The 26,287-nt window shown below is 61.5% G+C and carries 21 protein-coding genes; 9 read left to right on the top strand and 12 right to left on the bottom strand.

Translation table 11 applies throughout. The features are described from left to right. Positions 1 to 53: 53 nt before the first annotated feature. Positions 54 to 761, bottom strand: coding sequence for a DNA/RNA nuclease SfsA (sfsA, locus tag ACEPAJ_RS06625; RefSeq protein ID WP_425914220.1), 708 nt, complete (start codon positions 759 to 761; stop codon positions 54 to 56). Next, positions 751 to 1,932 (bottom strand): pyridoxal phosphate-dependent aminotransferase, encoded by a 1,182-nt coding sequence (locus ACEPAJ_RS06620; RefSeq protein WP_425914219.1) that lies wholly within the window; start codon positions 1,930 to 1,932, stop codon positions 751 to 753. The genes sfsA and ACEPAJ_RS06620 overlap by 11 nt, the downstream gene beginning before the upstream one ends. Before the next feature lie 195 nt (positions 1,933 to 2,127). Here ACEPAJ_RS06620 and dksA point away from each other — a divergent pair, with 195 nt between their 5' ends. The 3 genes from dksA to ACEPAJ_RS06605 all read left to right on the top strand — a co-directional run bounded on the left by dksA (position 2,128) and on the right by ACEPAJ_RS06605 (position 12,579). After that, positions 2,128 to 2,571, top strand: a complete 444-nt coding sequence (dksA, locus tag ACEPAJ_RS06615; RefSeq protein ID WP_425914218.1) for an RNA polymerase-binding protein DksA — start codon at positions 2,128 to 2,130, stop codon at positions 2,569 to 2,571. A 60-nt stretch (positions 2,572 to 2,631) separates the two neighbouring features. After that, the gene (gluQRS, locus tag ACEPAJ_RS06610) at positions 2,632 to 3,519 is read left to right on the top strand and encodes a tRNA glutamyl-Q(34) synthetase GluQRS (protein WP_425914217.1); all 888 of its coding nucleotides are present in this window, start codon (positions 2,632 to 2,634) and stop codon (positions 3,517 to 3,519) included. A 546-nt stretch (positions 3,520 to 4,065) separates the two neighbouring features. Next, positions 4,066 to 12,579 (top strand): GH36-type glycosyl hydrolase domain-containing protein, encoded by an 8,514-nt coding sequence (locus ACEPAJ_RS06605; protein ID WP_425914216.1) that lies wholly within the window; start codon positions 4,066 to 4,068, stop codon positions 12,577 to 12,579. Here ACEPAJ_RS06605 and ACEPAJ_RS06600 read toward each other — a convergent pair. From ACEPAJ_RS06600 to pgm, 3 genes are all read right to left on the bottom strand, one after another. Next, positions 12,574 to 12,936, bottom strand: coding sequence for a winged helix-turn-helix domain-containing protein (locus ACEPAJ_RS06600; protein ID WP_425914215.1), 363 nt, complete (start codon positions 12,934 to 12,936; stop codon positions 12,574 to 12,576). The two genes, ACEPAJ_RS06605 and ACEPAJ_RS06600, sit on opposite strands and share 6 nt — an antisense overlap. Before the next feature lie 166 nt (positions 12,937 to 13,102). After that, positions 13,103 to 13,261 (bottom strand): DUF3309 family protein, encoded by a 159-nt coding sequence (locus ACEPAJ_RS06595; protein WP_425914214.1) that lies wholly within the window; start codon positions 13,259 to 13,261, stop codon positions 13,103 to 13,105. 127 nt (positions 13,262 to 13,388) lie between these two features. After that, positions 13,389 to 15,041, bottom strand: a complete 1,653-nt coding sequence (pgm, locus tag ACEPAJ_RS06590) for a phosphoglucomutase (alpha-D-glucose-1,6-bisphosphate-dependent) (protein WP_425914213.1) — start codon at positions 15,039 to 15,041, stop codon at positions 13,389 to 13,391. 536 nt (positions 15,042 to 15,577) lie between these two features. Between pgm and ACEPAJ_RS06585 the strand changes: the two genes are divergently transcribed. Continuing rightward, positions 15,578 to 15,886 (top strand): hypothetical protein, encoded by a 309-nt coding sequence (locus ACEPAJ_RS06585; protein ID WP_425914212.1) that lies wholly within the window; start codon positions 15,578 to 15,580, stop codon positions 15,884 to 15,886. 83 nt (positions 15,887 to 15,969) lie between these two features. After that, positions 15,970 to 18,096, top strand: a complete 2,127-nt coding sequence (locus tag ACEPAJ_RS06580; RefSeq protein WP_425914211.1) for a putative bifunctional diguanylate cyclase/phosphodiesterase — start codon at positions 15,970 to 15,972, stop codon at positions 18,094 to 18,096. Here the strand turns inward: ACEPAJ_RS06580 and ACEPAJ_RS06575 are convergent. Further along, positions 18,093 to 18,797 (bottom strand): Crp/Fnr family transcriptional regulator, encoded by a 705-nt coding sequence (locus tag ACEPAJ_RS06575; protein WP_425914210.1) that lies wholly within the window; start codon positions 18,795 to 18,797, stop codon positions 18,093 to 18,095. The genes ACEPAJ_RS06580 and ACEPAJ_RS06575 overlap by 4 nt on opposite strands. Before the next feature lie 126 nt (positions 18,798 to 18,923). Continuing rightward, positions 18,924 to 19,682, bottom strand: a complete 759-nt coding sequence (locus tag ACEPAJ_RS06570) for a Crp/Fnr family transcriptional regulator (RefSeq protein ID WP_425914209.1) — start codon at positions 19,680 to 19,682, stop codon at positions 18,924 to 18,926. 249 nt (positions 19,683 to 19,931) lie between these two features. On the opposite strand from ACEPAJ_RS06570, the gene ACEPAJ_RS06565 reads away from it, so the two are divergent. Next, positions 19,932 to 20,465 carry a hypothetical protein gene (locus ACEPAJ_RS06565; protein ID WP_425914208.1) on the top strand — a complete coding sequence of 178 codons (534 nt, stop codon included), beginning with the start codon at positions 19,932 to 19,934 and terminating at the stop codon, positions 20,463 to 20,465. A gap of 22 nt (positions 20,466 to 20,487) precedes the next feature. On the opposite strand, the gene ACEPAJ_RS06560 is transcribed toward ACEPAJ_RS06565, so the two are convergent. From ACEPAJ_RS06560 to ACEPAJ_RS06550, 3 genes are all read right to left on the bottom strand, one after another. Beyond that, positions 20,488 to 20,721 (bottom strand): anti-sigma factor family protein, encoded by a 234-nt coding sequence (locus ACEPAJ_RS06560; protein WP_425914207.1) that lies wholly within the window; start codon positions 20,719 to 20,721, stop codon positions 20,488 to 20,490. Further along, positions 20,715 to 21,323 (bottom strand): RNA polymerase sigma factor, encoded by a 609-nt coding sequence (locus ACEPAJ_RS06555; protein WP_425914206.1) that lies wholly within the window; start codon positions 21,321 to 21,323, stop codon positions 20,715 to 20,717. Before ACEPAJ_RS06555 ends, ACEPAJ_RS06560 begins: the two co-directional genes overlap by 7 nt. 93 nt (positions 21,324 to 21,416) lie before the next feature. Next, on the bottom strand, positions 21,417 to 22,538 hold the full coding sequence (locus ACEPAJ_RS06550) for a beta-ketoacyl-ACP synthase III (RefSeq protein ID WP_425917960.1): 1,122 nt from the start codon (positions 22,536 to 22,538) through the stop codon (positions 21,417 to 21,419). 436 nt (positions 22,539 to 22,974) lie between these two features. On the opposite strand from ACEPAJ_RS06550, the gene ACEPAJ_RS06545 reads away from it, so the two are divergent. Next, complete coding sequence (locus ACEPAJ_RS06545; protein ID WP_425917958.1) at positions 22,975 to 23,586, top strand: LysE family translocator; 612 nt, start codon at positions 22,975 to 22,977, stop codon at positions 23,584 to 23,586. A gap of 32 nt (positions 23,587 to 23,618) precedes the next feature. Next, positions 23,619 to 24,302 (top strand): substrate-binding periplasmic protein, encoded by a 684-nt coding sequence (locus ACEPAJ_RS06540; protein WP_425914205.1) that lies wholly within the window; start codon positions 23,619 to 23,621, stop codon positions 24,300 to 24,302. A 144-nt stretch (positions 24,303 to 24,446) separates the two neighbouring features. Here the strand turns inward: ACEPAJ_RS06540 and ACEPAJ_RS06535 are convergent, their stop codons facing one another. Beyond that, entirely contained in the window at positions 24,447 to 24,872 is a 426-nt protein-coding gene (locus ACEPAJ_RS06535) for a 3-isopropylmalate dehydratase (protein ID WP_425914204.1), read from the bottom strand. A gap of 108 nt (positions 24,873 to 24,980) precedes the next feature. Then, on the bottom strand, positions 24,981 to 25,418 hold the full coding sequence (locus ACEPAJ_RS06530; RefSeq protein WP_425914203.1) for an HIT family protein: 438 nt from the start codon (positions 25,416 to 25,418) through the stop codon (positions 24,981 to 24,983). A 132-nt stretch (positions 25,419 to 25,550) separates the two neighbouring features. Here ACEPAJ_RS06530 and ACEPAJ_RS06525 point away from each other — a divergent pair, with 132 nt between their 5' ends. Continuing rightward, a complete protein-coding gene (locus ACEPAJ_RS06525) occupies positions 25,551 to 26,255 on the top strand; it encodes a glutathione S-transferase N-terminal domain-containing protein (protein ID WP_425914202.1) in 705 nt (234 codons plus the stop codon). The last annotated feature ends 32 nt before the right edge of the window (positions 26,256 to 26,287 follow it).

Below are 26,287 nucleotides of genomic sequence, written 5' to 3'. Positions count from 1 at the left end.
TGCCCGCCAAAAGCATTGCCTGAAACAGCAAAAGCTCGCGGCTAAAGCGCCTCCTACAGACGCACGTCCAAACGCTTGCTCAGCTGTACACCCTGCGAGCTAATAGCCGCGCCGTAAGCCAGCACTTCCACACCGGCGCTCACCGCCTCACGCAAGGCGGCGGCGTAGGCCGGGTCGATTTCCTCGGCTGGGCGCACGGCTTCTATATCCGTCAAGTTGACGCAATACAGCTGCACCGCGCGAATGCCCGCACGCGCCAGCGCGGCCAGTTCACGCAGGTGCTTGCTGCCGCGCTCGGTGCGTGCATCGGGAAACGCGGCAACACGCGTGTCGGCGAAGCCCAGGGTTACGCTCTTCACTTCGACAAACGCCGACCCCTCTGGGTAGTCCAACCGAAAGTCGATACGGCTGCGCTCCTGGCCATACGGCACTTCGCGCTTGAGGCTGGTAAAGCCGTTCAGCTCGGCAATTAACCCGGCGCGCAGGGCTTCTTCCACCAGTGCATTGGCGCGCCCGGTGTTAATCACGGCGAGGCGCCCGTGCGGCGTTTCGCCAATTTCCCAGGTGCCCGGCAACTTGCGCTTGGGGTCGTTGCTGCGGCTAAACCAGATGCGCGCGCCTTCACTCATGCAGTTGAGCATCGAGCCGGTATTGGCGCAGTGGATGGTCAGCAGCTCACCGCTGGACGTTTCAATATCAGCCAAAAAGCGCTTGTAGCGGCGCAGCAAACGCCCCTCTTCCAGCGGCGGATCAAACTGCATGGGGCTTCCAACTGTTCAGGCCACGCTTGATCCGGTCCACCGCCTGCTGCAGGCGCGGTAAGTCCTGGGTGTAGGCAAACCGCACATGTTGAGTGGCCAGGTAGCGGCCAAAATCCAGCCCTGGAGTAAAGGCCACATGCTCGGTTTCCAGGAAGTGCTGGCAGAAAGCAAAAGCATCACCGCCAAAGGCGCTGATGTCTGCATATAAATAGAAGGCCCCTTCTGGCTCCACGGCGATCTTGAAGCCCAGCTCGCGCAGCGCCGGCAGGAGGAAATCGCGGCGGCGCTGAAATTCGTGGCGACGCTGTTCGAGTATTTCCAGAGTCTGCGGCTGGAAGCACGCCAATGCGGCGTGCTGGGCCATGCTCGGCGCGCTGATATAGAGATTTTGCGCCAACTTCTCCAACTCCGGCACGGCGGCCGGCGGTGCGACCAACCAGCCAAGGCGCCAGCCGGTCATGCCGAAGTACTTGGAGAAGCTATTGAGTACAAAGGCTTCGTCGTCCACTTCCAGCACACTGGCCGCATCCACGCCGTAGGTTAGGCCGTGATAGATCTCATCCACCACCAAATGCCCGCCACGGGCTTTCAGCGCTTGGGACAACCCACCCAGCTCATCACGGCTGAGCAAGGTGCCGGTGGGGTTGGCCGGCGACGCTACCAACGCGCCGACACTGTCCTTATCCCAATACCGCTCCACTAGCGCGGGCGTCAGCTGATAACGCACCTCCGGGCCCACCGGCACCAGCTGCGCGGCGCCTTCGACCAAACGTAAAAAATGCCGATTGCAGGGGTAGCCCGGGTCGGCCAGCAGCCAGTGCTTCCCAGGGTCGACCAGCAGGCTGGTGGCCAGCAGCAAGGCGCCAGAGCCGCCCGGCGTGATCAGAATGCGCTCGGGGTCGATGCTTAGGCGATAACGCTCGGCGTAGAAGCCGGAAATCGCCTCACGCAGCGCTGGCAGGCCGCGCGCGGCGGTGTAACGGGTGTGTCCATCGGCCAGTGCCGCCTGGCCGGCGGCGACAATCGGCGCGGCCGTGGTGAAGTCCGGCTCGCCGATTTCCAGGTGAATCACATCATGGCCTTCAGCCTGCAGCTGATTGGCCCGAGCCAGCAGCGCCATCACGTGGAAAGGTTCTATGGCGCGGCTGCGCGCACTGTAGGACTGGGCCATTGGGCTGCCTTGATCTGAAATAAGACGCGGATTCTAAAGCATACCCGACACGGCTTCGACAACCGGGAGTAGCGCAGGCTGAGTTGTTCTGGTAAGTTCGCCCGCTTGCAGCCGCAGGGCCAGTTCTACTCGACGTAGAATCGGCAAGGGACACCGTCCTGCGCAGTGGATCAGAAGAGTGAGAGGCGGTCATCCATGCCCACCAAAGCAAAAGCAAAAAGCAGCCAACTGACTCGTGGTTTTGAGCCTTATAAAGAAACTAAAGGCGAAGAATATATGGGCGACCCAATGCGCGCCCACTTCACCGGCATCCTCAATAAGTGGAAGCTGGAATTGATGCAGGAAGTTGATCGTACTGTGCACCACATGCAGGACGAAGCAGCCAACTTCCCCGATCCAGCGGATCGCGCCAGCCAGGAAGAAGAATTCAGCCTGGAACTGCGCGCCCGCGATCGCGAGCGCAAGCTGATCAAGAAGATCGACGAAACCCTGCAATTGATTGAAGACAACGACTACGGCTGGTGCGATTCCTGCGGCGTAGAAATCGGCATCCGCCGACTCGAAGCCCGCCCAACCGCCACCCTGTGCATTGACTGCAAGACGCTGGCGGAAATCAAAGAAAAACAGGTCGGTTCCTGATCTGACCCAGAGGGTGCTTCGGCACCCTCTGTTGTTTCTGCCCTTCTGTGACACCTGCGCATGAACACACCTGCCTACATCGGGCGTTTCGCCCCCACCCCCAGCGGTTATCTGCACTTTGGCTCTCTGGTCGCTGCCCTGGCGTCCTACCTCGACGCGCGCGCGGTAAACGGCCGCTGGCTGCTGCGCATGGAAGACCTCGACCCGCCCCGTGAAGTGGCCGGTGCCCAAGCGGCGATCTTGAAAGCGCTGGCAAGCTACGGCTTCGAGTGGGATGGCGAGCTTGTACGCCAGAGTGAACGCCACAGCGAATACGCAGCCCTGGTCGATCGCCTGCTCAGCCAGGGCCTGGCCTACGCCTGCACCTGTTCACGCAAACAACTGGAAGGCAGCAACGGCATCTACCCCGGTACTTGCCGCAATGCTGGCCACGGCTTTGCGGATGCGGCGATTCGTCTGCGCGTACCGGAACTGACCTATCACTTTATTGATCGGGTGCAGGGCGATTACCGTCAGCAACTGGGCCGCGAGGTCGGCGATTTTGTGATTCGGCGCCGCGATGGTCTGTTTGCCTACCAGCTAGCTGTGGTGCTGGATGACGCCTGGCAAGGCGTAACCGATATCGTCCGGGGCGCCGACCTGCTCGACTCCACCCCGCGCCAGCTGTACCTGCAGGAGCTGCTGGGCTTCTCGCAACCGCGCTACCTGCATGTGCCGCTGATCACCCAGCCCGATGGCCACAAACTGGGGAAATCCTACCGCTCCCCCCCGCTGCCGGCCGATCAGGCCACCCCGCTGCTAATCCGCGCCCTGCGCGCCCTCGGTCAAACATTGCCGGACGGCGCCAGCTATGGCCAACCTACAGAGCTGTTGCGCTGGGCCAGCCAGCACTGGGATGCCACGCGTATTCCGCGCAGTCTGACGCTGGCCGAAGCGCAGCTGCGCTAAGAACCTGCCAACGATCTGCTGCGCGTCGGCCCTGCGGCGTTAAAAACAGGCTCAGCAAGCCGCTTGCGGCTAACGCGCTTCAGCGCGGCCCGAAGGGCGAGTGAAACGAGTAATGCTCATGTACAACTCGTACACTCGCGTGCGAGCCCAGTCCGCTCCTCGCCTGTTTTGACCAGCCGCTGGCTGTTACTGGCGTAGCGCCTTGCATGGCTCTAGCTCGCTAGATCGTAGACTGGTTCTCTGTTTAACCATTTGCGGCTATGTCCGCTAACGAACAGAGGCGAACAGGCGACGCGCTGTAGGGTGACGACAATGCTGCGACAGCATTCTTCCCGATGGTGCAGGCTCATCCCGACCATCGCGGTACCCGGGTCTTGAGTGTTGGCCGGCCACACCAGCCATAGCGGCCAATAGGCAAAACCAGCACGACGAAGCAACAGGGGGCACAGTAATCGTGACTTCGTAGGTCCGCTGTCGCGGTCTCCCAGACGGGTTGCGTACCTCAACACCCGTCGCGCATGCCAATGATGGCTGGAACCGCGCCCTATGATCTCAGTCTTCACTGCTCTATTCAGCCATGCCGCTGCACCTTCGCCATGGCGGGATCACGCCCCGGTTCGCGAGGAGCTGTTCGGCATCGAACGCCTCGAACAGCACGCCTGCACCCTGGCCGCCGCGCAAACGGTCAGCGCTAAGCCGCCGCGGGTGCTGTCACTGCACCGACGTCTGAATGACAACGCCAAAGTGCTACTGGCCGCCTACCGCGCCAGCGCAGCCGAGCTGGCCAACGGCCGTGGCGTGGTGCCGGCGGCGGAATGGCTGCTGGACAACTACCACCTGGTCGAAGAACAGATCCGCGAAATCCGCGATGACCTGCCGCCCGGGTATTACCGCCAACTGCCGAAACTGGCCACGGGCCCCTTTGCCGGCTATCCGCGGGTGCTGGGCCTGGCCTGGGCCTTTATCGCCCACACCGACAGCCACTTTGACCCAGACATTCTGCAGCGCTACCTCGTCGCCTATCAGCAGGTACAGCCGCTGACTATTGGTGAGCTGTGGGCGGTGGCGATCACCCTGCGCATCGTGCTGATCGAAAACCTGCGACGCCTGGCCGACCAGATTAGTGCCGGGCGTCGCGCACGGGACGATGCGGATGCCCTGGCCAGTCGCCTGCTCAGCCAAGGTGCAACGCACACACTCGCCGACAAGGAACTCAGTGAGCGTACCCGAGCGCCGCTGGGTGAATCCTTTGCCGCGCAGCTGGCCAAGCGCCTGCGCGACCATGACCCCCTCACCACACCCGCCCTGGGCTGGCTGGAAGAACGCCTGCACGCCCAAGGTAGCAGCATCGATGAGGTGGTGCAGCACGCGCTGCAACGTCAGGGCGCCTCCAACCTCACGGTGCGCAATATCATCACCAGCATGCGCCTGATCTCCGCCATCGACTGGGCGCTGCTGTTCGAGAACGTCAGCCTGGTGGATGCACGCCTGGCCACCGGCAGTGACTTTGCCGCGATGGATTTTGCCAACCGCAACCAATACCGCAGCGCCATCGAGCAGCTGGCCCGTGGCAGCACCTGCACCGAGCTGGACGTTGCCGAACAGGCCTTGCTGGCGGCGCAACAGGCGCATACCAGCCACGCCGATAAACACGACCCACGCCTCAGTGACCCCGGCTACCACCTGATCGCTGAAGGTCGCCTGGCGCTGGAACAGCGCATCGGTTTTCGCCCAACGCTGCGCTTGCGCATCAACCGGGGGCATCTGCACCTCGGCATGCCTGGCTATGTCGGCGCGATTGTTGGCCTGGCCAGCCTGCTGCTCGGCGTGGTGCTGTACTGCCTGGCCAGTCAGGGCGTAACGGCTGGCTGGTTGCTGGCGCTTGGCGTGTTGGGCTTTCTGCCGGCCAGCGAAGTGGCCACTGCGCTGATCAACCGCGCCGTCAGCGCCAACTTCGGCGCCATGGGCCTGCCGGGGCTGGAGCTGATTGACGGCGTGCCCAGCAACCTGCGCACCTTGATTGCGGTTCCAACCCTGCTGGGGAGCGAGGCAGACCTGCTGGAGCAGATTGAACGCCTGGAAGTGCACCATCTGTCCGGACACAGCGGCGACCTGAGTTTCGCCCTGCTCACCGACGGCCTGGATGCCACGCAGGAACATTGCCCCGAAGACGACGCCTTGCTGCAGGTAGCCAGCGCTGCCATCGGCGAACTCAACCTGCGTTATGGCCCAGGCATAGCCGGCAGCCGTTTCCTGTTGCTGCACCGTCGCCGCCAGTTCAACCCCAGCGAGAACGTCTGGATGGGCTGGGAGCGTAAACGCGGCAAGCTGCATGAACTCAACCGCCTGCTGCGCGGTGCCGAAGACACCAGCTTTGTCCCAGTCCCAGGGCTGAGCCAGCGCATCCCTGGCGATGTGCGCTATGTGATTACCCTGGATGCCGACACCCGCCTGCCGCGTGATGCGGCCCTGCGCCTGATTGGCAAGATGGCCCACCCACTGAACCGACCACGCTTCGATCAGCAGCTGCAGCGGGTGATCGGCGGCTACGCGATTCTGCAACCACGGGTCACACCGTCGCTGCCCTTGCAGCGCGAGGGCTCGTTGTACCAGAAGGTATTCTCCAGCCCCGGTGGCATGGACCCTTATGCCGCTACCGTATCCGACGTGTACCAGGACCTGTTTGGCGAAGGCTCCTTTACCGGCAAGGGCATCTACGACATCGATGCCTTCGAAGCCGCATTGGCCGGGCGCGTCGCGGACAACAGCATGCTCAGCCATGACCTGTTCGAAGGTGTATTCGCCCGCGCTGGCCTGGCCTCGGATGTCGAAGTGGTCGAGGAATTCCCCTCACGCTACGACGTCGCCAGCAAGCGCCAGCATCGCTGGACGCGTGGCGATTGGCAGCTACTGCCGTGGATTTTCGGGCCAATACGCGGCAAGCAGGCGTTACCGAGCATCGGCCGCTGGAAGATGCTGGATAACCTGCGCCGCTCCCTGCTGGCCCCCGCCACCCTGGCCGCACTGGGCCTGAGCTGGCTGCTGCCGCTGCCCGCCGCACTGACTGCCAGCTTGATACTGGTTGCCAGCCTCTTGATCCCTGCGCTGCTACCGCTGTGTTTTGGCTTGCTGCCAGCACGCGCCGGGATTCTCTGGAGCAGCCACCTGGGCAAGTTACGCGACGATCTGCTGCTGGCCCTGCTACAGAGTGGGCTGAACCTGGCCTTTCTCGCTGACCAGAGCTGGCGCATGCTGGATGCCATCATCCGCACCCTGTTCCGCCTGCTGATCAGCCATCGCCACCTGTTGGAATGGACCACTGCTGCGCAAGCGGCAATCCGGCCGCGCCTGAAGCTGCTTGGCTTCTACGCTGGCATGGCCGGCGGCACACTGCTCGGCCTGCTGCTGGTCGCCGCTGCACTGTTCTGGTCACCCACCATCTGGCCGTTGGTGCTGCCCTTCGCCCTGCTCTGGCTTAGCGCACCCGCAATCGCCCTGCTGGTCAGTCGCTCGCCGCGCGTGGCCAAACGCCTGCTCATCGACCCTGCGCAAACCCGCGAACTGCGCCATATTGCTCGGCGCACCTGGCGCTTCTTCGAAACGTTCGTCAGCACAGCAGACAATCAACTGCCGCCGGATAACTTCCAGGAAGACCCCAAAGCGGTTATCGCTCACCGCACCTCGCCAACCAATATGGGCCTGTACCTGCTATGCGCCGTCGCGGCACGCGACTTCGGCTGGGCCGGCACCCAGCGCAGCCTCGCCCGCTTACAGGCGACCCTGGCAGTCATGCAGCAACTGCAGCGCCACCGGGGCCACTTCTTCAACTGGTACGACACCCAGGACCTACGCCCGCTGGCACCGGCCTATGTGTCATCGGTGGACAGCGGCAACCTGGCCGGGCATTTGCTCGTGGTCGCCAATGCCTGCGAAGAATGGCTCAAGGTCCCCGTCAGCGCTGACGCCCGCCAGGGTCTGCTCGACAACCTGCAGCTGGCCAGCGCCACCCTGGCGGCTATGCCCGCCACTAGCAGCGAGCGGGGTCAGCAACTGGGTGAACTCCTGCAGCAGATCGACGCCGCGCTGCAGGGTGTGCAGCCACTGCCCAGCCTGCTGCCTTCGCTACTGCGCCTGAGCGACAAGGCCGCTCAGCTCGCCAGTGGCCTGACCTCGCTCGACAGTGCTGAGCATGCCGCCGACCTGTTGTTCTGGTTGCAGGCGCTGACTCAGGCGTTGGGCGACCTGCAGCACGACGCACAGCTGAGCGACACGGAATGCACAGGCTTGCACAACAATTTACGTGCCGTCGCCGAGCAGGCGCGCAGCATGGCCATGGCCATGGACTTTGCCTTCCTGCTGGAACCAGAACGCAAACTGCTGTCGATCGGCTTCTGCCTGAGCGACAACAGCCTCGACAGCAGCTGCTATGATCTACTCGCCTCTGAGGCACGGCTGGCCAGCCTGTTCGCCATCGCCAAAGGTGATGTCAGCACCCGCCACTGGTTCCGTCTGGGCCGTACCGCCACCCCACTGGGTAACGGCTCAGCGTTGATCTCCTGGTCCGGCTCGATGTTCGAATACCTGATGCCGTCACTGGTCATGCGTGCGCCGTCCGGCAGCCTGCTGGAACAGACCAACCGCTTGGTAGTGGCCCGCCAGGCGGCTTACGGGCACGCGCTGGGCATTCCCTGGGGCATCTCCGAGTCCGCCTACAACGCCCGCGACCTGGAGCTGACCTACCAATATTCGAATTTCGGCGTACCGGGCCTGGGCCTCAAACGCGGCTTGTCCGCCAACCGGGTGATTGCCCCATATGCCACCGGGCTGGCCACCATGGTCGACCCGCTGGCCGCGCTCGCCAACTACCAGCGCCTGGCCGAGATGGGCGCACTGGGGCGCTATGGTTACTACGAAGCGCTGGATTTCACCCCTTCGCGCCTGCCGGAGGGTCAGCCCTTCGCCATCGTGCGCAACTTTATGGCCCACCATCAGGGCATGAGCATCGTCGCCATCGCCAATACCCTGCATGGCAGCCAGATGCGCGAGCGCTTCCACCGCGAGCCGATGATTCAGGCCTGCGAGCTGCTGTTGCAAGAGCGCATGCCGCGCAATGTGGCCGTCGCCCACCCGCGCGCTGAAGAAGTCAGCGCCTGCGCGACAGATACCGACTGCGCCCAACCGAGCGAGCGTCGGCTCAACCATTTAAACGGCAATCCGCCAGTTACCCACCTGCTCAGCAACGGCCGCTACAGCGTGATGCTCACCGCCAGCGGCGCGGGCTACAGCCGCTGGCGCGACATCGCCATCACCCGCTGGCAGGAAGACAGCACCCGCGACCACCATGGTTCGTTCATCTTCCTCTGGGACACGCAAAACGACAGCCGCTGGTCTATTGGCGCGCAGCCCAGCACTGGCATGCCCTACAACGAAGTGGTGTTCGCCGAGGACTACGCCAGCTACAACCGCCAGGATGGCAACCTCACTACCGTCCTGGAAATTCTGGTATCCGGCGAAGATGACGGTGAAGTACGCCGCGTCTCGCTGACCAACAGCGGCCGGGTAACGCGGGAAATCGAACTGACCTCCTACGCCGAACTGGTGCTGGCCAGCGCCGCCAGCGACAACGCCCACCCGGCGTTCTCCAAGCTGTTTGTGGTCACCGAGTACCTGCCCGCCTTTGCCGCCCTGATTGCCACGCGTCGTCCACGTAGCGCCAGCGAGCAACCAATCTGGGCCGCGCACTTTGCCGTGGTGGAAGGTGAGCTGAGCGCAGAGCCACAGTACGAAACCGACCGCGCGCGCTTTCTCGGGCGCAGTTGCGCACTGCATGCCGCGGCGGTCATCCGCCAGGGTCAGCACCTGTCCAACAGCGTGGGTACGGTACTCGATCCCATCTTCTCGCTGTGCCAGCGCATCCTGGTAGGCCCGGGGAAAATCGCCCGCGTGGCCTTCTGGACGCTGGTGGCGCCCTCGCGGGAGGCGCTGCTCGACCTGATCGACAAACACCATGACCGCAGTGCCTTCGAGCGGGCGAAAACCCTGGCCTGGACTCAGGCTCAGGTGGAGCTGCGCCACCTCGATATGCATGCTGCCGAAGCTGCTGACTTTCAGCGTTTGGCAGCGCCCATCCTGTACGCCGATTCACGCTTTCGCGCCCCGACTGCCAGCCTGCTGCGCGGCCTTGGCAGCCAGGCGGGGTTGTGGTCACAGGGCATCTCCGGCGACTTGCCGATTGTGCTGCTGCGCATTAGCGACAGCGAAGACATCGCCCAGGTGCGGCAACTGCTACGCGCCCACGAATACTGGCGGATGAAGCGTTTGGCGGTGGATCTGGTGATCGTTAATGAACACGCCTCCTCCTACCAACAGGATTTACAGATCGCCATCGAAACCGCCGTACGCAGCAGCCAGTTACGCCCGCGCTTTGCCACCGAACTGGCGCAAGGCTCGGTATTTGTATTGCGCGCGGACCTGCTCAGTGGCGAGTTCCGGGAGAGTCTGCAAGCCGTGGCGCGGGTCCTGCTGATGGCCCATCGCGGGCCTGTCTCCGAGCAGCTGGCGCGCATCCAGCCCATCACCACGCCACCCGAAGCCAGCGCCGACAGTTACAGCGCGCAGCACATCGCCGTAGCACGCACCAAACCGCGACCCGACATGCTCGAGTTTGCCAACGGCCTGGGCGGTTTCGACCGCGATGGCCGCGAGTACGTGGTGCGTCTGAACGCCTGGAGCAACACCCCGGCGCCTTGGATCAACGTCATCGCCAATGCGCAGTTCGGCTTTCAGGCATCGGCCGAAGGCAGCGGATACACCTGGGCCGGCAACAGCCGGGAAAACCAGCTCACGCTCTGGTCCAACGACCCGGTCAGCGATCCGCCCGGCGAAGCCCTGTACGTGCGCGACGAGGACAGCCTGGCGTTGTTCAGCCCCACCGCCCAGCCGCTGCGCGACAGCGGTCACTATGAAGCCCGCCATGGCTTTGGCTACAGCCGCTTCAGCCATCAGGCCGGCGGCATTGCCATGGAGCTGTTGCAGTACGTGCCCCTGCATGACCCGATCAAGATTTCCCGACTCACCTTGCGCAACCTCTCCGACCGCCCGCGACGCTTGAGCGTCAGCGCTTATGCCGAATGGGTGCTGGGCACCACGCGGGCGGCCAGCGCACCGTTTATCGTCAGCCGGCAGGACGTTGCCACGGGCGCGATCCTGGTACGCAACCGCTGGAGCATTGCCTTCGCCGGGCGTAGCGCCTTCAGCGACCTCGGTGGCCAGCAAAGCAGTTGGACCGCCGACCGCTGCGAATTCATCGGGCGTAACGGCAGCCTCGCGCAACCGGCGGCCCTCGCCCGGCAAACAGCACTGAGTGGCAATCTGGGTGCGGGGCTCGACCCCTGCACGGCACTGCAATGCGAGTTGGAGCTGCAGCCCGGAGAAAGCAAGGAAGTGCTCTGGCTACTCGGCCAATGCGCCAGCGAGCAAAAAGCCAGCGCCTTGATCAAGCACTACCGCCAGGCCGATCTAGACGCCGTGCTGGCCGAAGTGCAGGCGCACTGGCAGCAGCTGCTCGGCGCCGTTCAGGTGCAAACCCCAAGCCGCGCCATGGACATCATGCTCAACGGCTGGCTGCTCTATCAGACTTTGGCGTGCCGCATCTGGGCGCGCTCGGCGTTCTACCAGGCCAGCGGCGCCTATGGCTTTCGCGATCAGTTGCAGGACGGCATGGCGCTGACCTTTGCCAGCTCGGAGACAACTCGCAAACACATTCTGCGTGCAGCAGGCCGTCAGTTTGTGGAAGGCGATGTGCAGCACTGGTGGCTGCCGCATTCCGGCCAGGGCGTGCGCACGCGCATTTCCGATGACCGGGTGTGGCTGGCTTACGCCACGGCCCAATACATCCAGAGCACGGCGGATACAGCGATTCTCGATGAGTCCGTGGATTTTCTTGAAGGCCCACAGCTGGCGGCCGGCGAGCACGATGCGTTCTTCCAACCCATGCAAGCGGATGCGCCCGCCTCGCTGTTTGAGCACTGCGCCCGCGGCCTGGATCAATGCCTGCAACTGACCGGCGAACTGGGGCTGCCGCTGATGGGTGGCGGTGACTGGAACGACGGCATGAACCGCGTCGGCGAACACGGCAAGGGCGAAAGCGTCTGGCTGGGTTGGCTGCTGCTGCGCACCATCGCCCTGTTTGCGCCCTATGCCGAAGTGCATGACAGCGCCCGCGCGGCGCGCTGGCAGGCGCATGCCGAGGCACTGCGCAGCGCGCTGCAGACGCATGCCTGGGACGGTCAATGGTACCGCCGCGCAACTTTCGATGACGGCACCTGGCTCGGCTCAGCGCAGAACACGGAGTGCCAGATCGACTCCATTGCCCAGTCCTGGGCGGTATTGTCCGAGGGTGCCGACCCCGTGCGCGCGAATATGGCCATGGCCTCGCTGCAACGCCAGCTGGTCCACGAGGACGACGGCATCGCCCTGCTATTCACCCCTCCCTTTGACAAAACACCGCTGGAGCCCGGCTATATCAAGGGCTACCCGCCAGGCCTGCGCGAAAACGGCGGGCAATACAGCCACGCGGCGATGTGGGCGATTCTGGCCTATTGCCGGCTCGGCTCAGCGCAGCAAGCCTTCGCCCTGTTTGATCTGGTCAACCCGATCAACCACAGCCTTAACCCAGAGGCCAGCCAACGCTACAAGGTTGAGCCCTATGTACTGGCAGCCGATGTGTATGCGGTGGCCCCACACATCGGCCGAGGCGGCTGGACCTGGTACACCGGTGCCGCCGGCTGGATGTACCGCGCCGGCGTTGAAGGCATTCTCGGTATTCGCCGCGAGGGCGATTGGCTGCTGCTTAACCCCTGCATACCCGCCGACTGGCCAGGCTTCAGCGCGCAAATAACGCTGGGTGACAGTCACTTCAAGATTCAGCTCGATAACCCCGCACAGCGCAGCCAAGGTATTCGCCAGGCCTGGCTCGACGAGCAGCCAATCGACTGCGCGCAAGGGCAACTGCGGGTGGCGCTAGATGGAGGGGCGCATCAGCTGCGTGCAGAGCTATAACGCGGGCGGGGTGGGCTCAGCCAACAGCTGAGCCAGCGCATCACAGCCACTCTGCACCGCCCCTAACGCGGCGGCGCAGAGGGCTTGGTAACGCTGCAGAACCAGCTCGCCAGTGGCGGTGAGCTGGGTGCCTCCGCCGTGCTTACCGCCGGCCAGCGTGCTGACCAGCGGCTGCTTGAAACTGCGATTCATGGTTTCCACCAACAACCAGGCACGCCGATAGGACATGCCCATGGCGCGCGCGGCAGCACTGATCGAACCGTGCTCGGCAATCGCCGCCAACAGCTCAGCCTTGCCGGGGCCGATGGCAATGTCAGAGCCGTTATGCAGGCGGATTTTCAGATCAAGACGGTACATGCGCGGGCCACAACGAGGGATTCGCTGCGCAGACTAACCCCTGATCAAATCAGGTGGAAGGGTCGACGCAACCGTTAGGAGCGGGCTTGCCCGCGATGCTTTTCTGTCGAAATCGATTCGCGGGTAAGCACGCTCCTACAAAGCTACGCGTGTTGGCATGGCCGCTTTAAATTATGCCCATTAATAGCAGCACCACCAGCACAATCACCACGACGCCCAATCCGCCTGTAGGGCCGTAACCCCAGTTTTTGCTGTGTGGCCAAGCGGGTATGGCGCCGATCAATAACAGCACCAGCACGATCAATAGAATGGTACCCAGGCTCATGGCGTTCTCCTTGATGAGTCACTGCAGCACGCCGGAATAGCAGGTGCCGAGATGGCACCCAAGCGCCTCATCATCCTGTGCGCTGCAGTGGCCCTGTCGGTGCGCTATCGAACCGATGGGTTTTGCGCTATTCGGCTGCCAATGCGCCATCCACAATCTGCTGCGCCTCGCTGAAGATGCGCTGCAAGTGCGCTTCATCGCGAAAGCTCTCGGCGTAAATCTTGTAGATGTCTTCAGTGCCTGACGGTCGCGCGGCGAACCAGCCGCCTTCGCTGATCACCTTGATCCCGCCAATCGCCGCGCCATTACCCGGCGCTTTGTCGAGCACCTGGGTAATCGCATCGCCGGCCAGTTCACGGCTGCTGATTTGCGCGGGCGAGAGCTTGCCCAGGGCCTTCTTCTGCGCAGGTGTGGCGGGGGCATCGACGCGGTCGGCGTAGATGGTGCCGAACTCCTCGTTCAGCCCCTGATACAGCTCGCCAGGGTCCCGCCCGGTAACGGCGGTCATTTCTGCGGAGAGCAGCGCCAGGGCAATGCCGTCCTTGTCGGTGGTCCAGACCCGGCCATCGCGGCGCAAGAAGGTCGCCCCGGCGCTTTCCTCGCCGCCAAAGCCCAGGGAGCCATCAAACAGGCCGCTGGCAAACCATTTAAAGCCCACCGGCACTTCCTGCATCGGCCGGCCCAGGCGCTGGCTGACGCGATCGATCATTGCGCTACTGACCAAGGTTTTGCCGATGGCCGCCGTAGCGCTCCACTGCGGACGGTGCTGGAACAGGTAGTCAATCGCCACACTGAGAAAGTGATTAGCCGGCAGCAGGCCGACGCTCGGCGCCACAATGCCGTGACGGTCGTAATCGGTGTCGCATGCAAAGGCGATGTCGTAACCGTTTTTCAGGCTGATCAGGCGCTGCATGGCATAGCTGGAGGACGGGTCCATGCGGATCTGCCCGTCCCAGTCCAGGCTCATAAAGGCGAACTGCGGGTCGATGGTCTGGCTCACCACCTCCAGATTAATGCCGTACTGCTCGGCAATCCGTCCCCAGTAATGCACGCCAGCACCGCCTAGCGGATCGACACCCATGCGCAGACCAGCGGCGCGGATCGGCGCGAAGTCGATGACATTGCCCAGGTCGTTCACATAACTGCCGAGGTAGTCGTATGCCTGCACATTGGCGGCCTGGCGCGCCTGCGCCAGGGGCATGCGCTTAACCTCTCGCAAGCCGCCTTCAAGCAAGGCATTGGCACGGTTCTGCACCCAGGTGGTGATGTCGCTGTCGGCTGGGCCGCCATTGGTGGGGTTGTATTTGAAGCCGCCGCTGTCTGGCGGGTTGTGCGATGGCGTGATGACAATGCCATCGGCCAAACCGCTGCTACGGCCCTGGTTGTGCACCAGAATGGCTTGGGAGATGGCCGGGGTAGGGGTGAATTCGCCCCCCGCCGAAATCATCGTCTGCACGCCATTGGCCGCCAGCACTTCAATCGCGCTTTCCAACGCCGGCTGCGACAGCGCATGGGTATCGGCACCGATAAACAACGGCCCGCTGATGCCCTGGGCGCTGCGGTAATCACAAATCGCCTGACTGATCGCCAGCACATGCGCCTCATTGAAACTGTGCGCCAGCGAGCTGCCGCGATGCCCGGAGGTACCGAACGCGACCCGCTGGCTCGCCACGCTAAGGTCCGGCTGCAGCTCAAAATAGGCCGCTAACAGCGCAGAGATATCAGTCAACAGGGAAACAGGTGCCGGCTGACCGGCCAAAGGATGAATACGCGGGCTCACAAGGGGCTCCTGACTCGAGAAAAGTGCCCAATCTTAGCAGCCACATGGCGGCAAGAAAGCAGGCTGACGGCCTGCATCACGGAAATACGCTTAAGTTCGCTAACGCACAGACGGCACAAGTGCTAATCACCAATCTATCTATCCGCACCCCGGATTTGCGCTGTGCAATGGACCTGCTTAGAGGTGATTACGAAAACTCACAGATGCAACACCGCCCGACCCACGTCGTTAAGCTCGCTATCCACCGCAAGGTGTGTGAGCCGCTCGACGGCTCCAGTACAGCCGTATGTTGGCCAGAGCAGCCTGGCAACAGCTCAATTAAACGCTGCAATTAGCCTCTTTGTTCACGCCCAGGCTGCTTAGGCAACCGGTGCTGAGGCTACTTAAACATGCCCAAACAGCTAATGCGGTCGGGAAGTAGCTCACTGGACTCTCAAGTTTTGCAGGTGTCGAAGTCGTCCTGAGCGAGTAGCGCTCTGACTGGACGTTGTGCTTTGGGAACTAAGGAAACTTCCACTTTTCAGTGGAGAAACACCATGCGCAGACTTTTACGCAGCACCTTGATAGCAAACACTACCGTGATGGCGTTCCTGCTGGTCAGCAACTGGGCCTTTGCCGAGCCGCTGCCCGCGCCCGTGCCCCAGCCACTAAGCGAAACAGTCGAGCACGGCATGCTGGACACCAGCGCGCCGCATAACCAGTACCTGTATCAAGCCCGCCTGCATCCCAACGTCGCCGCAAGCGACGAGCGCCCCATCGCGCAGATATGGCCAAGCCAGTGGATAACCACGCCGCAGGCGCCTGCCCAACGCGCTAAACCGCCAACACCAGGCCTTAGATTCTAAATCTGCCCCCCTTCCCGGCTGACCACAGCCCCGCCGGCAGGGTTGGTTTTGCTCTAAAAATCGCGCAAAGGAGTGTTGCTGACATGAGTAATCGAGTACTGATCATTACCGGCAACACCAGCGACGCCGCCACCCTGGAAGACGTGCTGGAGAGCGCCCAGGATGGCCCGTTCTTGATCGAGTGGGTGACCAGCCTGGCCCAAGCGCTGCAGCGCTTGGAAGCCCACAACAAACAGCCCATCGACGCCATCATGGTCGATTTGGACCTGCCGGACAGCCAAGGCCTGGCCACCTTTGACAAACTGTTCGTGCTCGCCTCCAGTATTCCAATTCTCACCTTAAGCACCCTGGAGGATGATCAGCAAACCTGGGAAGTCATCCAGCGTGGCGCTCAGGGTTGCTTGTCCAAGGGACACTTCAGCAGTTACCTGGTGCCGCAATCGCTGCGCAATATCATCCAGCGCAAAGCGGTTGAAGAGGCGCTGTTTGTCGAAAAAGCCCGCGCCGCACTGACCCTCAACTCAATCAGTGACGCGGTGATCAGCACGGACATACAAGGCAACGTCGACTACCTCAATAGCGCCGCCAAGCAGATGACCGGCTGGCTATTCGAGGATGCTCAAGGCCTGCCGATTGACCAGGTGATGCGCCTGGTCAACGTCACAACCCGTGAGTCAGTAGCCAACCCAATCTTCAAGGTATTGAAAGACGATGCCTGCAAGCTGCTGGCCTCAGGCACGGTGCTGGTCCGTCGTGACGGCAGCGAATCCGCCATTGAAGACTCGGTCGCACCGATCCATGACTCGGCCGGACACCTCAAAGGGGCGGTGATGGTCTTCCACGATATGACCGCGACCCATGCCATGACCGAGAAGATGGCTCACCTGGCGCAGCATGACGCCCTGACCAACCTGCCCAACCGCGCCCTGCTCAATGACCGGATCAATCAGGCCATTGCCCTGGCCGAGCGCAGTGGCAGCAGCCTGGCCTTGCTGTTTCTCGACCTGGATAACTTCAAGCACATCAACGACTCGCTCGGCCACGGCGTCGGCGACCATCTGCTGCAAGCAGTGGCACTGCGCCTAAGCGACTGTGTGCGCAGCTCCGACACCGTCAGCCGCCTGGGCGGTGACGAGTTTGTGGTGCTGCTGAGCGAAAGTCAGTCGGCCGAAGATGCCGCGCGCACCGCCGAAAAGATCCTCAGCACGCTGGCCGCGAGCTTTAGCATTGGCCAACAGCAACTGCACATCACCGCCAGCATCGGCATCAGCACCTACCCCAACGATGCCACGGTTGCAGAAGGCCTCATCAAAAATGCCGACACGGCGATGTACCGGGCCAAGGAGGAAGGCCGCAACAACTACCAGTTCTTCCATCAGGAAATGAATATTCACGCGGTTGAACGCCAGTTGATCGAAGCGCACCTGCGCACGGCCATGGAGAACAGCGAATTCATCATTCACTACCAGCCGAAGATCGACCTGCAAAGCGGCAAAATCACCAGCGCCGAAGCGCTGCTGCGCTGGCAGCATCCGGCTTGGGGCATGATTTTGCCGGCGCGTTTTATTCCGGTTGCCGAGGCCTGCGGCCTGATCGTACCGCTCGGCCGCTGGGTGCTGCTGCAAGCCTGCGGCCAGGCCAAGCGCTGGGAGAATTGCGGTTACCAGTTGGATTCAGTGGCGGTAAACATTTCCGCGCTGGAGTTTCGCCGCAAGGACTTTGTCGACAGTGTAGAAAGTGCCCTTAGAGTGACAGGGCTTGATCCCAAAAACCTGCAACTGGAGATCACCGAAAGCGTGTTGATGCGCGACGCCCAGGCCAGCGCGACGATTTTGCAACAACTCAAAGCGCTGGGCGTTGAGCTGGCCGTGGACGACTTCGGTACCGGGTACTCCAGCCTCAGCTACCTCAGCCAGTTCCCCATTGATGTGCTGAAAATTGATCAGTCCTTTGTTCAGGACATTCACAATAGCAACGGCATTATCGTCAGCGCGGTGATTGCCATGGGCAACAGCCTGAAACAACGGGTGATTGCCGAAGGGATTGAAGACAGCGGGCAGCTGGACTTCCTCCGCACCCACCACTGCAGCGAAGGTCAGGGCTTTTTATTCAGCCGCCCGGTCAGCGCGCACGACTTCGCCAACCTGCTGCGCAGCGGCATCAGCTCGCCGATCAATACGCTGCACCAGGCAGCCCGCTCCCTGGGTTAGAACTGCGCGAGGTAATCAGCCCGCAACACGGCATAACACTCGCAGGCCGCTTGCTCCAGCCCGGCGCGATCGAGGATATGGATCTCACCTCGGCTGTAGCTGATCAGGCCGCGCGCCTGCAAGGCGGCGGCGGCAATCGAGACACCACTGCGGCGCACCCCAAGCATGTCGGCAAGAAATTCATGGGTCAGATGGAAGTGATCGGCATGGGCGCGGTCGTGGGTCATCAGCAGCCAACGCGCCAGGCGCGGCTCAATCTCGTGAAAGTGCGTGCAGGCCGCGCTCTGTGACAACTGCGCCATCACCACATACAGATAACGCTTGAGCACACGCAACAGCGCCGGGCTGCTGAGCAACTCCTGCTTGAACAACTGGCTGCTGATGCGCAAGGCGCTGCCGGAGCCCTGCACCACCGCGCGCATGGGTGCCAGACCAATGCCCAGGGCGAGGGTGGCGCCCAGCATGCCTTCATTACCGATCAAACCCATTTCCAGAGGCTGATGCCCCTCTAGGGTGGTGACCAGCGAGATAAAGCCACTGAGGGGGAAGTACACATGGCGAATCGGCTGGTTGGCTTCATGCAGCACATGACCGAAAACCAGGTCCACCGGTTCGCAGCCATTTAGGAGTTGTTTACGTTGTTTGCTGGGCAGCCCTTCGATCAAGCGGCTAAGGATTTGCAGCGGTGCTTTAACAGACATTCACTTGTCCCGAGCACGACGCTTGCCAAAAAAATGGCACGACAACGGTGCTTGACGCTCTCGCCCCTGCAGTCTGCCCCAGCCAGTGGCTAAGCTCTGTGCGCTGTGGCACTCAGGCCAAGCCATTCAATGGCAAATTGTGTGTGTATCAGACTTTTGGGGAGGGTTTAATGCGGATCTTTCAGGCAGCAGACGGTCGGTTTCGCGCTTGACTACCGCGTAACACTGACAGCTCAGGCTCTCGAGCTTGGGACGGTCGAGCACGGTGATAATCCCGCGGCTGTAATCGATCACACCCTGGCGATGCAGCTTGCCGGCGGCTTCGGTAACGCCCTCGCGGCGCACGCCGAGCATGTTGGCGATCAGTTCCTGAGTCATGGCCAGCTGGCTGCCAGACAGACGATCAAGCGACAGCAACAACCAGCGACACAGCTGTTGGTCAATCGAGTGGTGACGGTTGCACACCGCGGTTTGCGCCATCTGGGTAATCAGTGCCTGGCTGTAACGCAGCATCAGATGCAGCATCTCGCTGTGACGGTTGAACTCTTCTTTAAGGCGTTTGCCGAGTAACCGGTAGGCACGGCCGGCGCTTTGCACAATCGCGCGGCTGGTGGTGCTTTCACCGCCCATAAACAGCGCCACGCCAATCACGCCGTCGTTGCCCACCACGGAAATCTCCGCCGAGGCGCCGCTTTCCATCACGTACAGCAGCGAAACGATTGAGTCGGTAGGAAAGTAGACATGGCGCAAGGTGTCGCCCGATTCGTAGAGCACCATACTCAGCGGCATCTCAACCAATTCAAGGTGCGGCAACAGACGCTCCAATACGTCGTCAGGCAAGGCAGCAAGCAGATGATTTTGTCGCGGATAGGGGGCTGCGGACATCACTGTCTCCGGTCTTCTTAGGCCTGTTGGCGATCGATATGCCCTCGCTACAGAGCCTTAACTGCACGCGCCAGCATAATCCAATCTGTGATTTTATCTGTACGGTAACGTACAGACAGGCTCGATGCCGGGCAGTTGAGAATACGTGCCAAATTGCACCTACACGCCGGCGAAAAGCGCGTAAATGCAGCGTCTTCAGCCATTTGCGGCTATCCTTGGCGACCTCTTTTAAGCCGCAGGATGACCCGAATGAAAGCCCAGCTCGAAGAACTGATCAGCAAAATAAGCTCGGGCTGCATGCTGGCCGAAGACGTGGCGCGCATCGCCGATGAGGCCGCGCAGGCCTATGCCGACCCGCAGGCGTTCCTTGCCGCTAACCCGGATATCAACTTCGACGACAGTTTCCCAATCCCGCTGGGCGAATGGGTGGTCATCGGCAGCCTGCCGGAAACCGTGCTGTTCCAGGCGGATAGTTATGATGCGCTGTTCCAGCAGATCGTCGAATCGTTCGGACCAGAGGTCAGCTTTGTGCTCAAAGCCAAGCAGCTGGCCAAGGTCGAACCGCTGAAAGCGCTGAACCGCATTCAGGTACAACTCGCAAGCCTGTCGCCGGAAACTCAGGGTTATGTGCTACTGGATCTCAGCGAACCGCTGGATGAAGCCCTGCAAGCCGTGCTGGTGTACAGCAGCGACCTGGCGCGGGTAATGGAGCTGGCAGTGGAAGTCGGCATCTACGCCGCCCCTGCTTACGAGGCCCTGAAAGCCGCGCAAGACCAGGAATAAAGTGGGCTCGCCAGCAACCTGCTCAGCGCTGCTGGCGGCGTAGCTCGGCAAGTTTGTCGGCCATTTCATCAAGCTCAGCGTGCTGCCCACGCGGTAACTGGCGCAGCACCGCCTGGCTCAAACGCATTTGCTTGATAAACCGCCGGCAATTCACGCACATGGCCAAGTGCATGCGTATCGACAAGCGTTGACGCACCCCCAGGTGGCCATCGATATAGTCGCTGGAATGGGCCACCAAGTCCTTGCAGCTCAACATTGCCCAGTCTCCTCAAAATGCTCCAAGGTGGCGAAGACCTTGAGTCGCGCACGGTGCAGCAGCACCCGCACATTGGAGAGCGAAACCTGCAAAAGATTACAAATCTCCTCCAACTCCAGCCCTTCGCGCTCACGCAGCTGCAGCACACTGCCCTGCTGTTCAGACAGGCTGGCCAGGGTGTTTTCCAGGCACTCACGCAGCTCATCTTCGGTCAACAGCGCTTCTGGAGAGTCGTGATGCCAGGCATGCGGCGCCAACAACCAATGGCCATCCGCATGGAAGCGTTCATCACCCAGGGTGCCGTGCGGCGAGGGAATATCGTCGAGCAGCACTTCGCGACGATTACCTTTTAGACGGGTTTTCGCCGTGTTGGCGGTAATGGTCAGCAGCCAGGTTTTCAGGCTCGAACGTGCCTGAAAACCATCAAGGCTGCGCACGACGGCTAACCAGGCATCCTGCACCACTTCATCGGCATTACGGCTGCCGACAATGGCAAAGGCCACCGCGCGCATCGCCCCCTGGTAAGTGGCAACCAGCTCGCGGTAGGCCTTCTGCTCGCCTGCACGCAGGCGAGGAAGTAGGTCAGCGTCATTTACCAGCATCGTCAAAATCGCCTCAAGGCCGTCGCGAGCGCTGAACAGCCACGCCTGTTTTCAACGCAGCAGCGCCAAGCGCAGCAGGCATCAAGGTGAGACTCAGTGCTTGCGCAGGATCACGCTACCAATCGAATAGCCTGCACCAAACGAGCTGAGCACACCCAGCGCACCGCTCGGCAGGTCTTCTTGGTGTTTGTGCAGAGCAATCACCGAACCGGCCGAGCTGGTGTTGGCGTAGGTATCGAGAATCACTGGTGCCTCGCCTGGCTCGGCGTCACGGCCAAGCAGTTTGCGCGCGATCAGCAGGTTCATATTGAGGTTGGCCTGGTGCAGCCAGAAGCGCTTCACATCACCAACGTTCAGCTTGTTTTCTGCCAGGTGCGCGGCAATCAGCTCGGCAACCATCGGGCAGACATCCTTGAACACCTTGCGGCCTTCCTGAACAAACAGCTTATCGCGCGCGCCAACGCCCTCTTCCGCGCAGCGGTTAAGGAAGCCGAAGTTGTTGCGGATGTTGTTGCTGAACTGGGTGATCAGCTTGGTGCCGACGATGTCGAACTGGTAGTTCGAGGTGGCCTGGTCAGCACGCTCGATGATTACCGCGGTGGCCGCATCACCGAAGATAAAGTGACTGTCGCGGTCACGGAAATTCAGGTGGCCAGTGCAGATTTCCGGGTTAACCATCAAAATCGCGCGGGCCTGGCCCAGTTGCACGCTGTTAGCGGCCGCCTGGATGCCGAAGGTGGCAGAGGAGCACGCCACGTTCATGTCGTAACCAAAGCCTTGGATGCCCAGCGCGGCCTGCACTTCAATCGCCACGGCTGGATAAGCGCGTTGCAAGTTGGAGCATGCGACGATCACTCCGTCGATATCGGCAGCAGTCTTGCCGGCACGCTCCATGGCATCTTTGGCGGCGCCTATGGCCATTTCGCAGAGAATGCCCCACTCGTTGTTGCTGCGCTCGGGGAGGTTCGGCGCCATGCGCTCAGGGTCAAGAATCCCCGCTTTATCCATAACAAAGCGACTTTTGATACCGGAGGCTTTCTCGATAAAACCGCTGCTCGACTCACTCAGCGCTTCAACCTCACCGCTGGCGATAGCCGCGGCATTGTCGGCATTGAATTGCTGCACATAGGCATTGAACGATTCAACCAACTCATCGTTGGAAATACTGTTTGCCGGGGTATAGAGGCCGGTACCGCTGATCACGACGTTATGCACAGTCATTCCTCATGTTCTTCGCCGCAGGCAGCGGCCAGTTATTCAATAGGCCCAGGCGCACGCCATGGGCAAAAAAACGGCTGACAGGCACAGCAAACTCAGTCCATGAAACGGCCTGTTACTTATGACGGAGTTTGCCACAGGCATGGGCCCTTCGTCCGCTCAGTACGTCAGGGTAAATGCATCACCCTGCCGGCTATTGAGGCAAAGATGCTCACAACGTAGCGCAAGACACATCGCGCCAGCGCCTGTGCGTCAGTGCTGAACGAGCGGTAACCACATCGCCAATCCGCTGAATGGCTGCACGCATGCCCACTGATAGCACTGCCCCGCCGCCCAACAGCGCAGCCCAGTCGCTTGACTAGTGGGTCACGACATGAAAGAACAGGGGCTCGCAGGTGCAGTCCTGCACCCTCCTGCACTGGACATCGGTTTTATGGCCCTGCATACCTGGCTTTTATTTGTGACTGCTGTATTTGGCCTGGCGCTGACTCCAGGGCCAAACGGCTTGCTCGCGCTCAGCCATGGCGCACTGTATGGCCACCGCAAAACCCTGTTTACCGTCAGTGGTGGAGTACTTGGGTTCACCCTGTTGATGGCCTTGTCGATGCTCGGCATCGGCACCTTGCTCCAAGCCTCGGCGCAGGCGCTGAGCATTCTTAAATGGCTGGGCGGTGCTTATTTGATCTGGCTCGGCATACAGCTCTGGCTCGCGCCGCCGTTGCATCTGGCCATGGCCGAGAAAACCACCAATAGCAGCGCATTCAAGCTGTTTCGCCAGGGGCTGCTGTCCGCGCTGTCCAACCCCAAGGTGATTTTATTTCTCGGCGCATTTTTGCCGCAGTTTCTCGACCCGCGTGCGGACCTCTGGCTGCAGTTCGCCATCATGGCGCTGACCTTTGCCGTGGTCGAAGGCAGCGTCGAATACCTGCTGGCGCGCATGGCCCATCGCGTTCGCCCATGGCTACAACGCACTGGCAAAGGCTTTAATCGCGGCTGCGGAGGCCTTTTTGCCCTCATGGGGGCGGCCCTACCCATGACCCGCTGAGCCACCCACCTCGACCAGAAGGATCTGTGCTGGTGTTTAAATTGCTGCTGACACTGCTGTTGCCCACGCTGAGTGCCGTGACATCGGCCAGTGAACGAACAATACGGTTCTCTATCAACGACAGCTGGGCCATGCCGATGGCGCGCATTGAGCAGGGCCGCGCCGTGGAAGGCTTTCTGGTTGACCTGCAACAGCGCATGGCTGCCAAGATCGGACGTAAAGCAGACATGCTGGTGATGCCGGGCCTACGTGTAGAGCACGCAATGGCCAGCGGCGAGATTGATGTGCGCTGCTACGTCAGCCCGAACTGGATCAATGCAGATCACTATCGCTTTATCTGGAGCCTGCCCTTTATGACTCAGCGTGACCTGCTGCTGGGTAAACGCGCCGAACAGCTGCAGCCCGAAGCGCTGCAAAATGAGCGGCTGGGCACGGTTCTTGGTTTCACCTATCCGCGCCTGGACCCGCTGTTCAACAGCGGGCAGATCCAACGTGAAGACGCCCGTACCCAGGATCAGGTGCTGCACAAACTGAGCGCCGGGCGCTACCGCTACGCCATCAGCAATGAGCTGTCGCTGAACTGGTTCAACCGTCATCAACCACCGGGCAGAAACTCCACACACTCAGCGAAGTCGCCGCCGACCCGGTTTCCTGCATGGTCCGTGACGCAGCGGATGTGCCCACCATGGCCTTGCTGCGCGCCATCGTGGAGATGAAACAGGCAGGGGAATTCGATGCGCTGCTTGCCCGCTATCGCTGAGTTATGCGGCAAGAGTAACGGGGGCACGCAAACAACAGGGCGGACTGACAGGGCCGATGCTCACAGGCACCGGCCATTCAGGGAGGGACAGATCAGGGTTTTACTCGGTCACCGGCAGGATATCGAAGCCCTTGCGGTTATCGCTGACGATGCGGAAATCCTGTTGTGAGCCGGGTTGCACCTTCACTGCCAGTTCGCGGCGCAGGCGGCCCTTGCCGCACAGTGTGTCGTCCATCTCGTCGATGCCAATACTCAGCACCCGCGTACCGCTTGGTACCTGAAAGCGCACCTGCTCACCTACGCCGATGCGCGCAGCCACTGTGCGGTCCACCAGCACCGCGACATAGCAACCACCGCCCATGCCGCCAAAGTCACGATTAACCCGTAACTCCCCGCCCTGCCCCAGCGGCGCTTGATAGCCGAGCAAACGCTCTAAGGGCACAGGCTTAATATCTTCCGGCGCGGGCTTCCAGGACGAACAGCCGGCCAACAGCAACAGCGGTAAAACGGCACCAATCAATCGCATGGGAGCCCTCCATGGGCGCGGGGAATAAACACAGGCAGCAACAGCCAACGGTTTGAGTATTGCCGCAGGCACCGTCGGCCTCAAGCTATACAGGCGCACATCGCCGCATCAGCTGGCGAGCCGCTTGAGCAAACGCGCCTGCAACGCCGCCAATGCTTCTGGTTCGGCCTTACCGGCAGCGTGCATAGCCAGCGCCTCACCCTCGTAGCGCGGCACGATGTGCACATGAATGTGAAAGACCGTTTGCCCCGCCGGTGCGCCATTGAACTGCGCCACTTGTACCCCGGCTGGCTCCAGCTCGCTCACCAGCACGCCGGTGAGTTGCTGCACCACGGCCATGACCTTGCCCAAGCTGGCAGCATCGATATCCAGAATATTGCGCGCCGCCGAGCGCTTAGGGATGACCAGCGTATGCCCGTAGGACTGCGGAAACACATCGAGAAAGGCCAGCACATCCTCATCCTCGTACAGTTTGTAGCACGGGGCTTCGCCACGGATGATCTGAGCAAAGATGTTCTGGCTGTCGTATTCGCCGTGCAGGCTCATCGTGTTCTCCATTACGCAGGGTTGAAATAACCCCAACCATACCGACTTCTGCGCACAGAGAAAAACCAGCTACCTGACCAAACAGCCAATCACCGCTATCCTGCGCCTTTGACCCGCCAATACGGAGCGCCCATGTCAGCCTTGTCCACCTACCCGATCACGCAGAAATGGCCCGCCCAGCACCCCGAGCGCTTACAGCTTTATTCGCTGCCCACCCCCAACGGGGTCAAGGCTTCAATCATGCTGGAAGAGATTGACCTGCCTTATGAAGCGCACGTGGTCAGCTTTGACAGCGATGATCAGCTCAGCAGCGAATTCCTCTCGCTCAACCCCAACAACAAAATCCCCGCCATCCTCGACCCCAATGGTCCAGGCGGCCAACCACTGGCGCTGTTCGAGTCAGGGGCCATCCTGATCTACCTGGCGGAAAAAACCGGCCAGCTGCTGGCCCAAGACGCCGCCACACGTTATGAAACCCTGCAATGGCTGATGTGGCAGATGGGCGGCATTGGTCCAATGTTTGGCCAGCTGGGCTTCTTCCATAAATTTGCCGGCAAGGACTACCCGGACAAACGCCCGCGCGACCGTTATGTCGCCGAATCCCAGCGTTTGCTCGGCGTTCTCGATAAACGCCTACAAGGGCGCGCCTGGATCATGGGGGATGATTACAGCATCGCCGATATCGCCACCTTCCCCTGGGTACGCAACCTGGTGGGGTTCTACGAGGCGGGCGAGCTGGTGGAGTTCGAGCGGTTCAGCAATGTGCAGCGGGTGCTGCACGCATTCGTCGAGCGCCCGGCGGTGGTTAAAGGGCTGGTAACACCCGCTCGCGACTGACTTACAGCACCCGCGCCCCCATACAGCGCTAC

This window comes from Pseudomonas sp. GWSMS-1 (assembly GCF_049847425.1).
GTDB lineage: Bacteria > Pseudomonadota > Gammaproteobacteria > Pseudomonadales > Pseudomonadaceae > Aquipseudomonas.
This window is presented reverse-complemented; position numbering and strand designations above follow the sequence as displayed.

Coding starts and splice junctions, on each gene's coding strand:
- ACEPAJ_RS06585 (WP_425914212.1), top strand. CDS start 15,578: ATGCGCAGACTTTTACGCAGCACCTTGATAGCAAACACTACCGTGATG.
- ACEPAJ_RS06530 (WP_425914203.1), bottom strand. CDS start 25,418: ATGAGCCTGCACGGCGAATACGACAGCCAGAACATCTTTGCTCAGATC.
- dksA (WP_425914218.1), top strand. CDS start 2,128: ATGCCCACCAAAGCAAAAGCAAAAAGCAGCCAACTGACTCGTGGTTTT.
- ACEPAJ_RS06620 (WP_425914219.1), bottom strand. CDS start 1,932: ATGGCCCAGTCCTACAGTGCGCGCAGCCGCGCCATAGAACCTTTCCAC.
- ACEPAJ_RS06525 (WP_425914202.1), top strand. CDS start 25,551: ATGTCAGCCTTGTCCACCTACCCGATCACGCAGAAATGGCCCGCCCAG.
- ACEPAJ_RS06575 (WP_425914210.1), bottom strand. CDS start 18,797: ATGTCTGTTAAAGCACCGCTGCAAATCCTTAGCCGCTTGATCGAAGGG.
- sfsA (WP_425914220.1), bottom strand. CDS start 761: ATGCAGTTTGATCCGCCGCTGGAAGAGGGGCGTTTGCTGCGCCGCTAC.
- ACEPAJ_RS06580 (WP_425914211.1), top strand. CDS start 15,970: ATGAGTAATCGAGTACTGATCATTACCGGCAACACCAGCGACGCCGCC.
- ACEPAJ_RS06605 (WP_425914216.1), top strand. CDS start 4,066: ATGATCTCAGTCTTCACTGCTCTATTCAGCCATGCCGCTGCACCTTCG.
- ACEPAJ_RS06545 (WP_425917958.1), top strand. CDS start 22,975: ATGGCCCTGCATACCTGGCTTTTATTTGTGACTGCTGTATTTGGCCTG.
- ACEPAJ_RS06555 (WP_425914206.1), bottom strand. CDS start 21,323: ATGCTGGTAAATGACGCTGACCTACTTCCTCGCCTGCGTGCAGGCGAG.
- ACEPAJ_RS06570 (WP_425914209.1), bottom strand. CDS start 19,682: ATGTCCGCAGCCCCCTATCCGCGACAAAATCATCTGCTTGCTGCCTTG.
- ACEPAJ_RS06535 (WP_425914204.1), bottom strand. CDS start 24,872: ATGCGATTGATTGGTGCCGTTTTACCGCTGTTGCTGTTGGCCGGCTGT.
- gluQRS (WP_425914217.1), top strand. CDS start 2,632: ATGAACACACCTGCCTACATCGGGCGTTTCGCCCCCACCCCCAGCGGT.
- ACEPAJ_RS06600 (WP_425914215.1), bottom strand. CDS start 12,936: ATGTACCGTCTTGATCTGAAAATCCGCCTGCATAACGGCTCTGACATT.
- ACEPAJ_RS06565 (WP_425914208.1), top strand. CDS start 19,932: ATGAAAGCCCAGCTCGAAGAACTGATCAGCAAAATAAGCTCGGGCTGC.
- ACEPAJ_RS06595 (WP_425914214.1), bottom strand. CDS start 13,261: ATGAGCCTGGGTACCATTCTATTGATCGTGCTGGTGCTGTTATTGATC.
- ACEPAJ_RS06560 (WP_425914207.1), bottom strand. CDS start 20,721: ATGTTGAGCTGCAAGGACTTGGTGGCCCATTCCAGCGACTATATCGAT.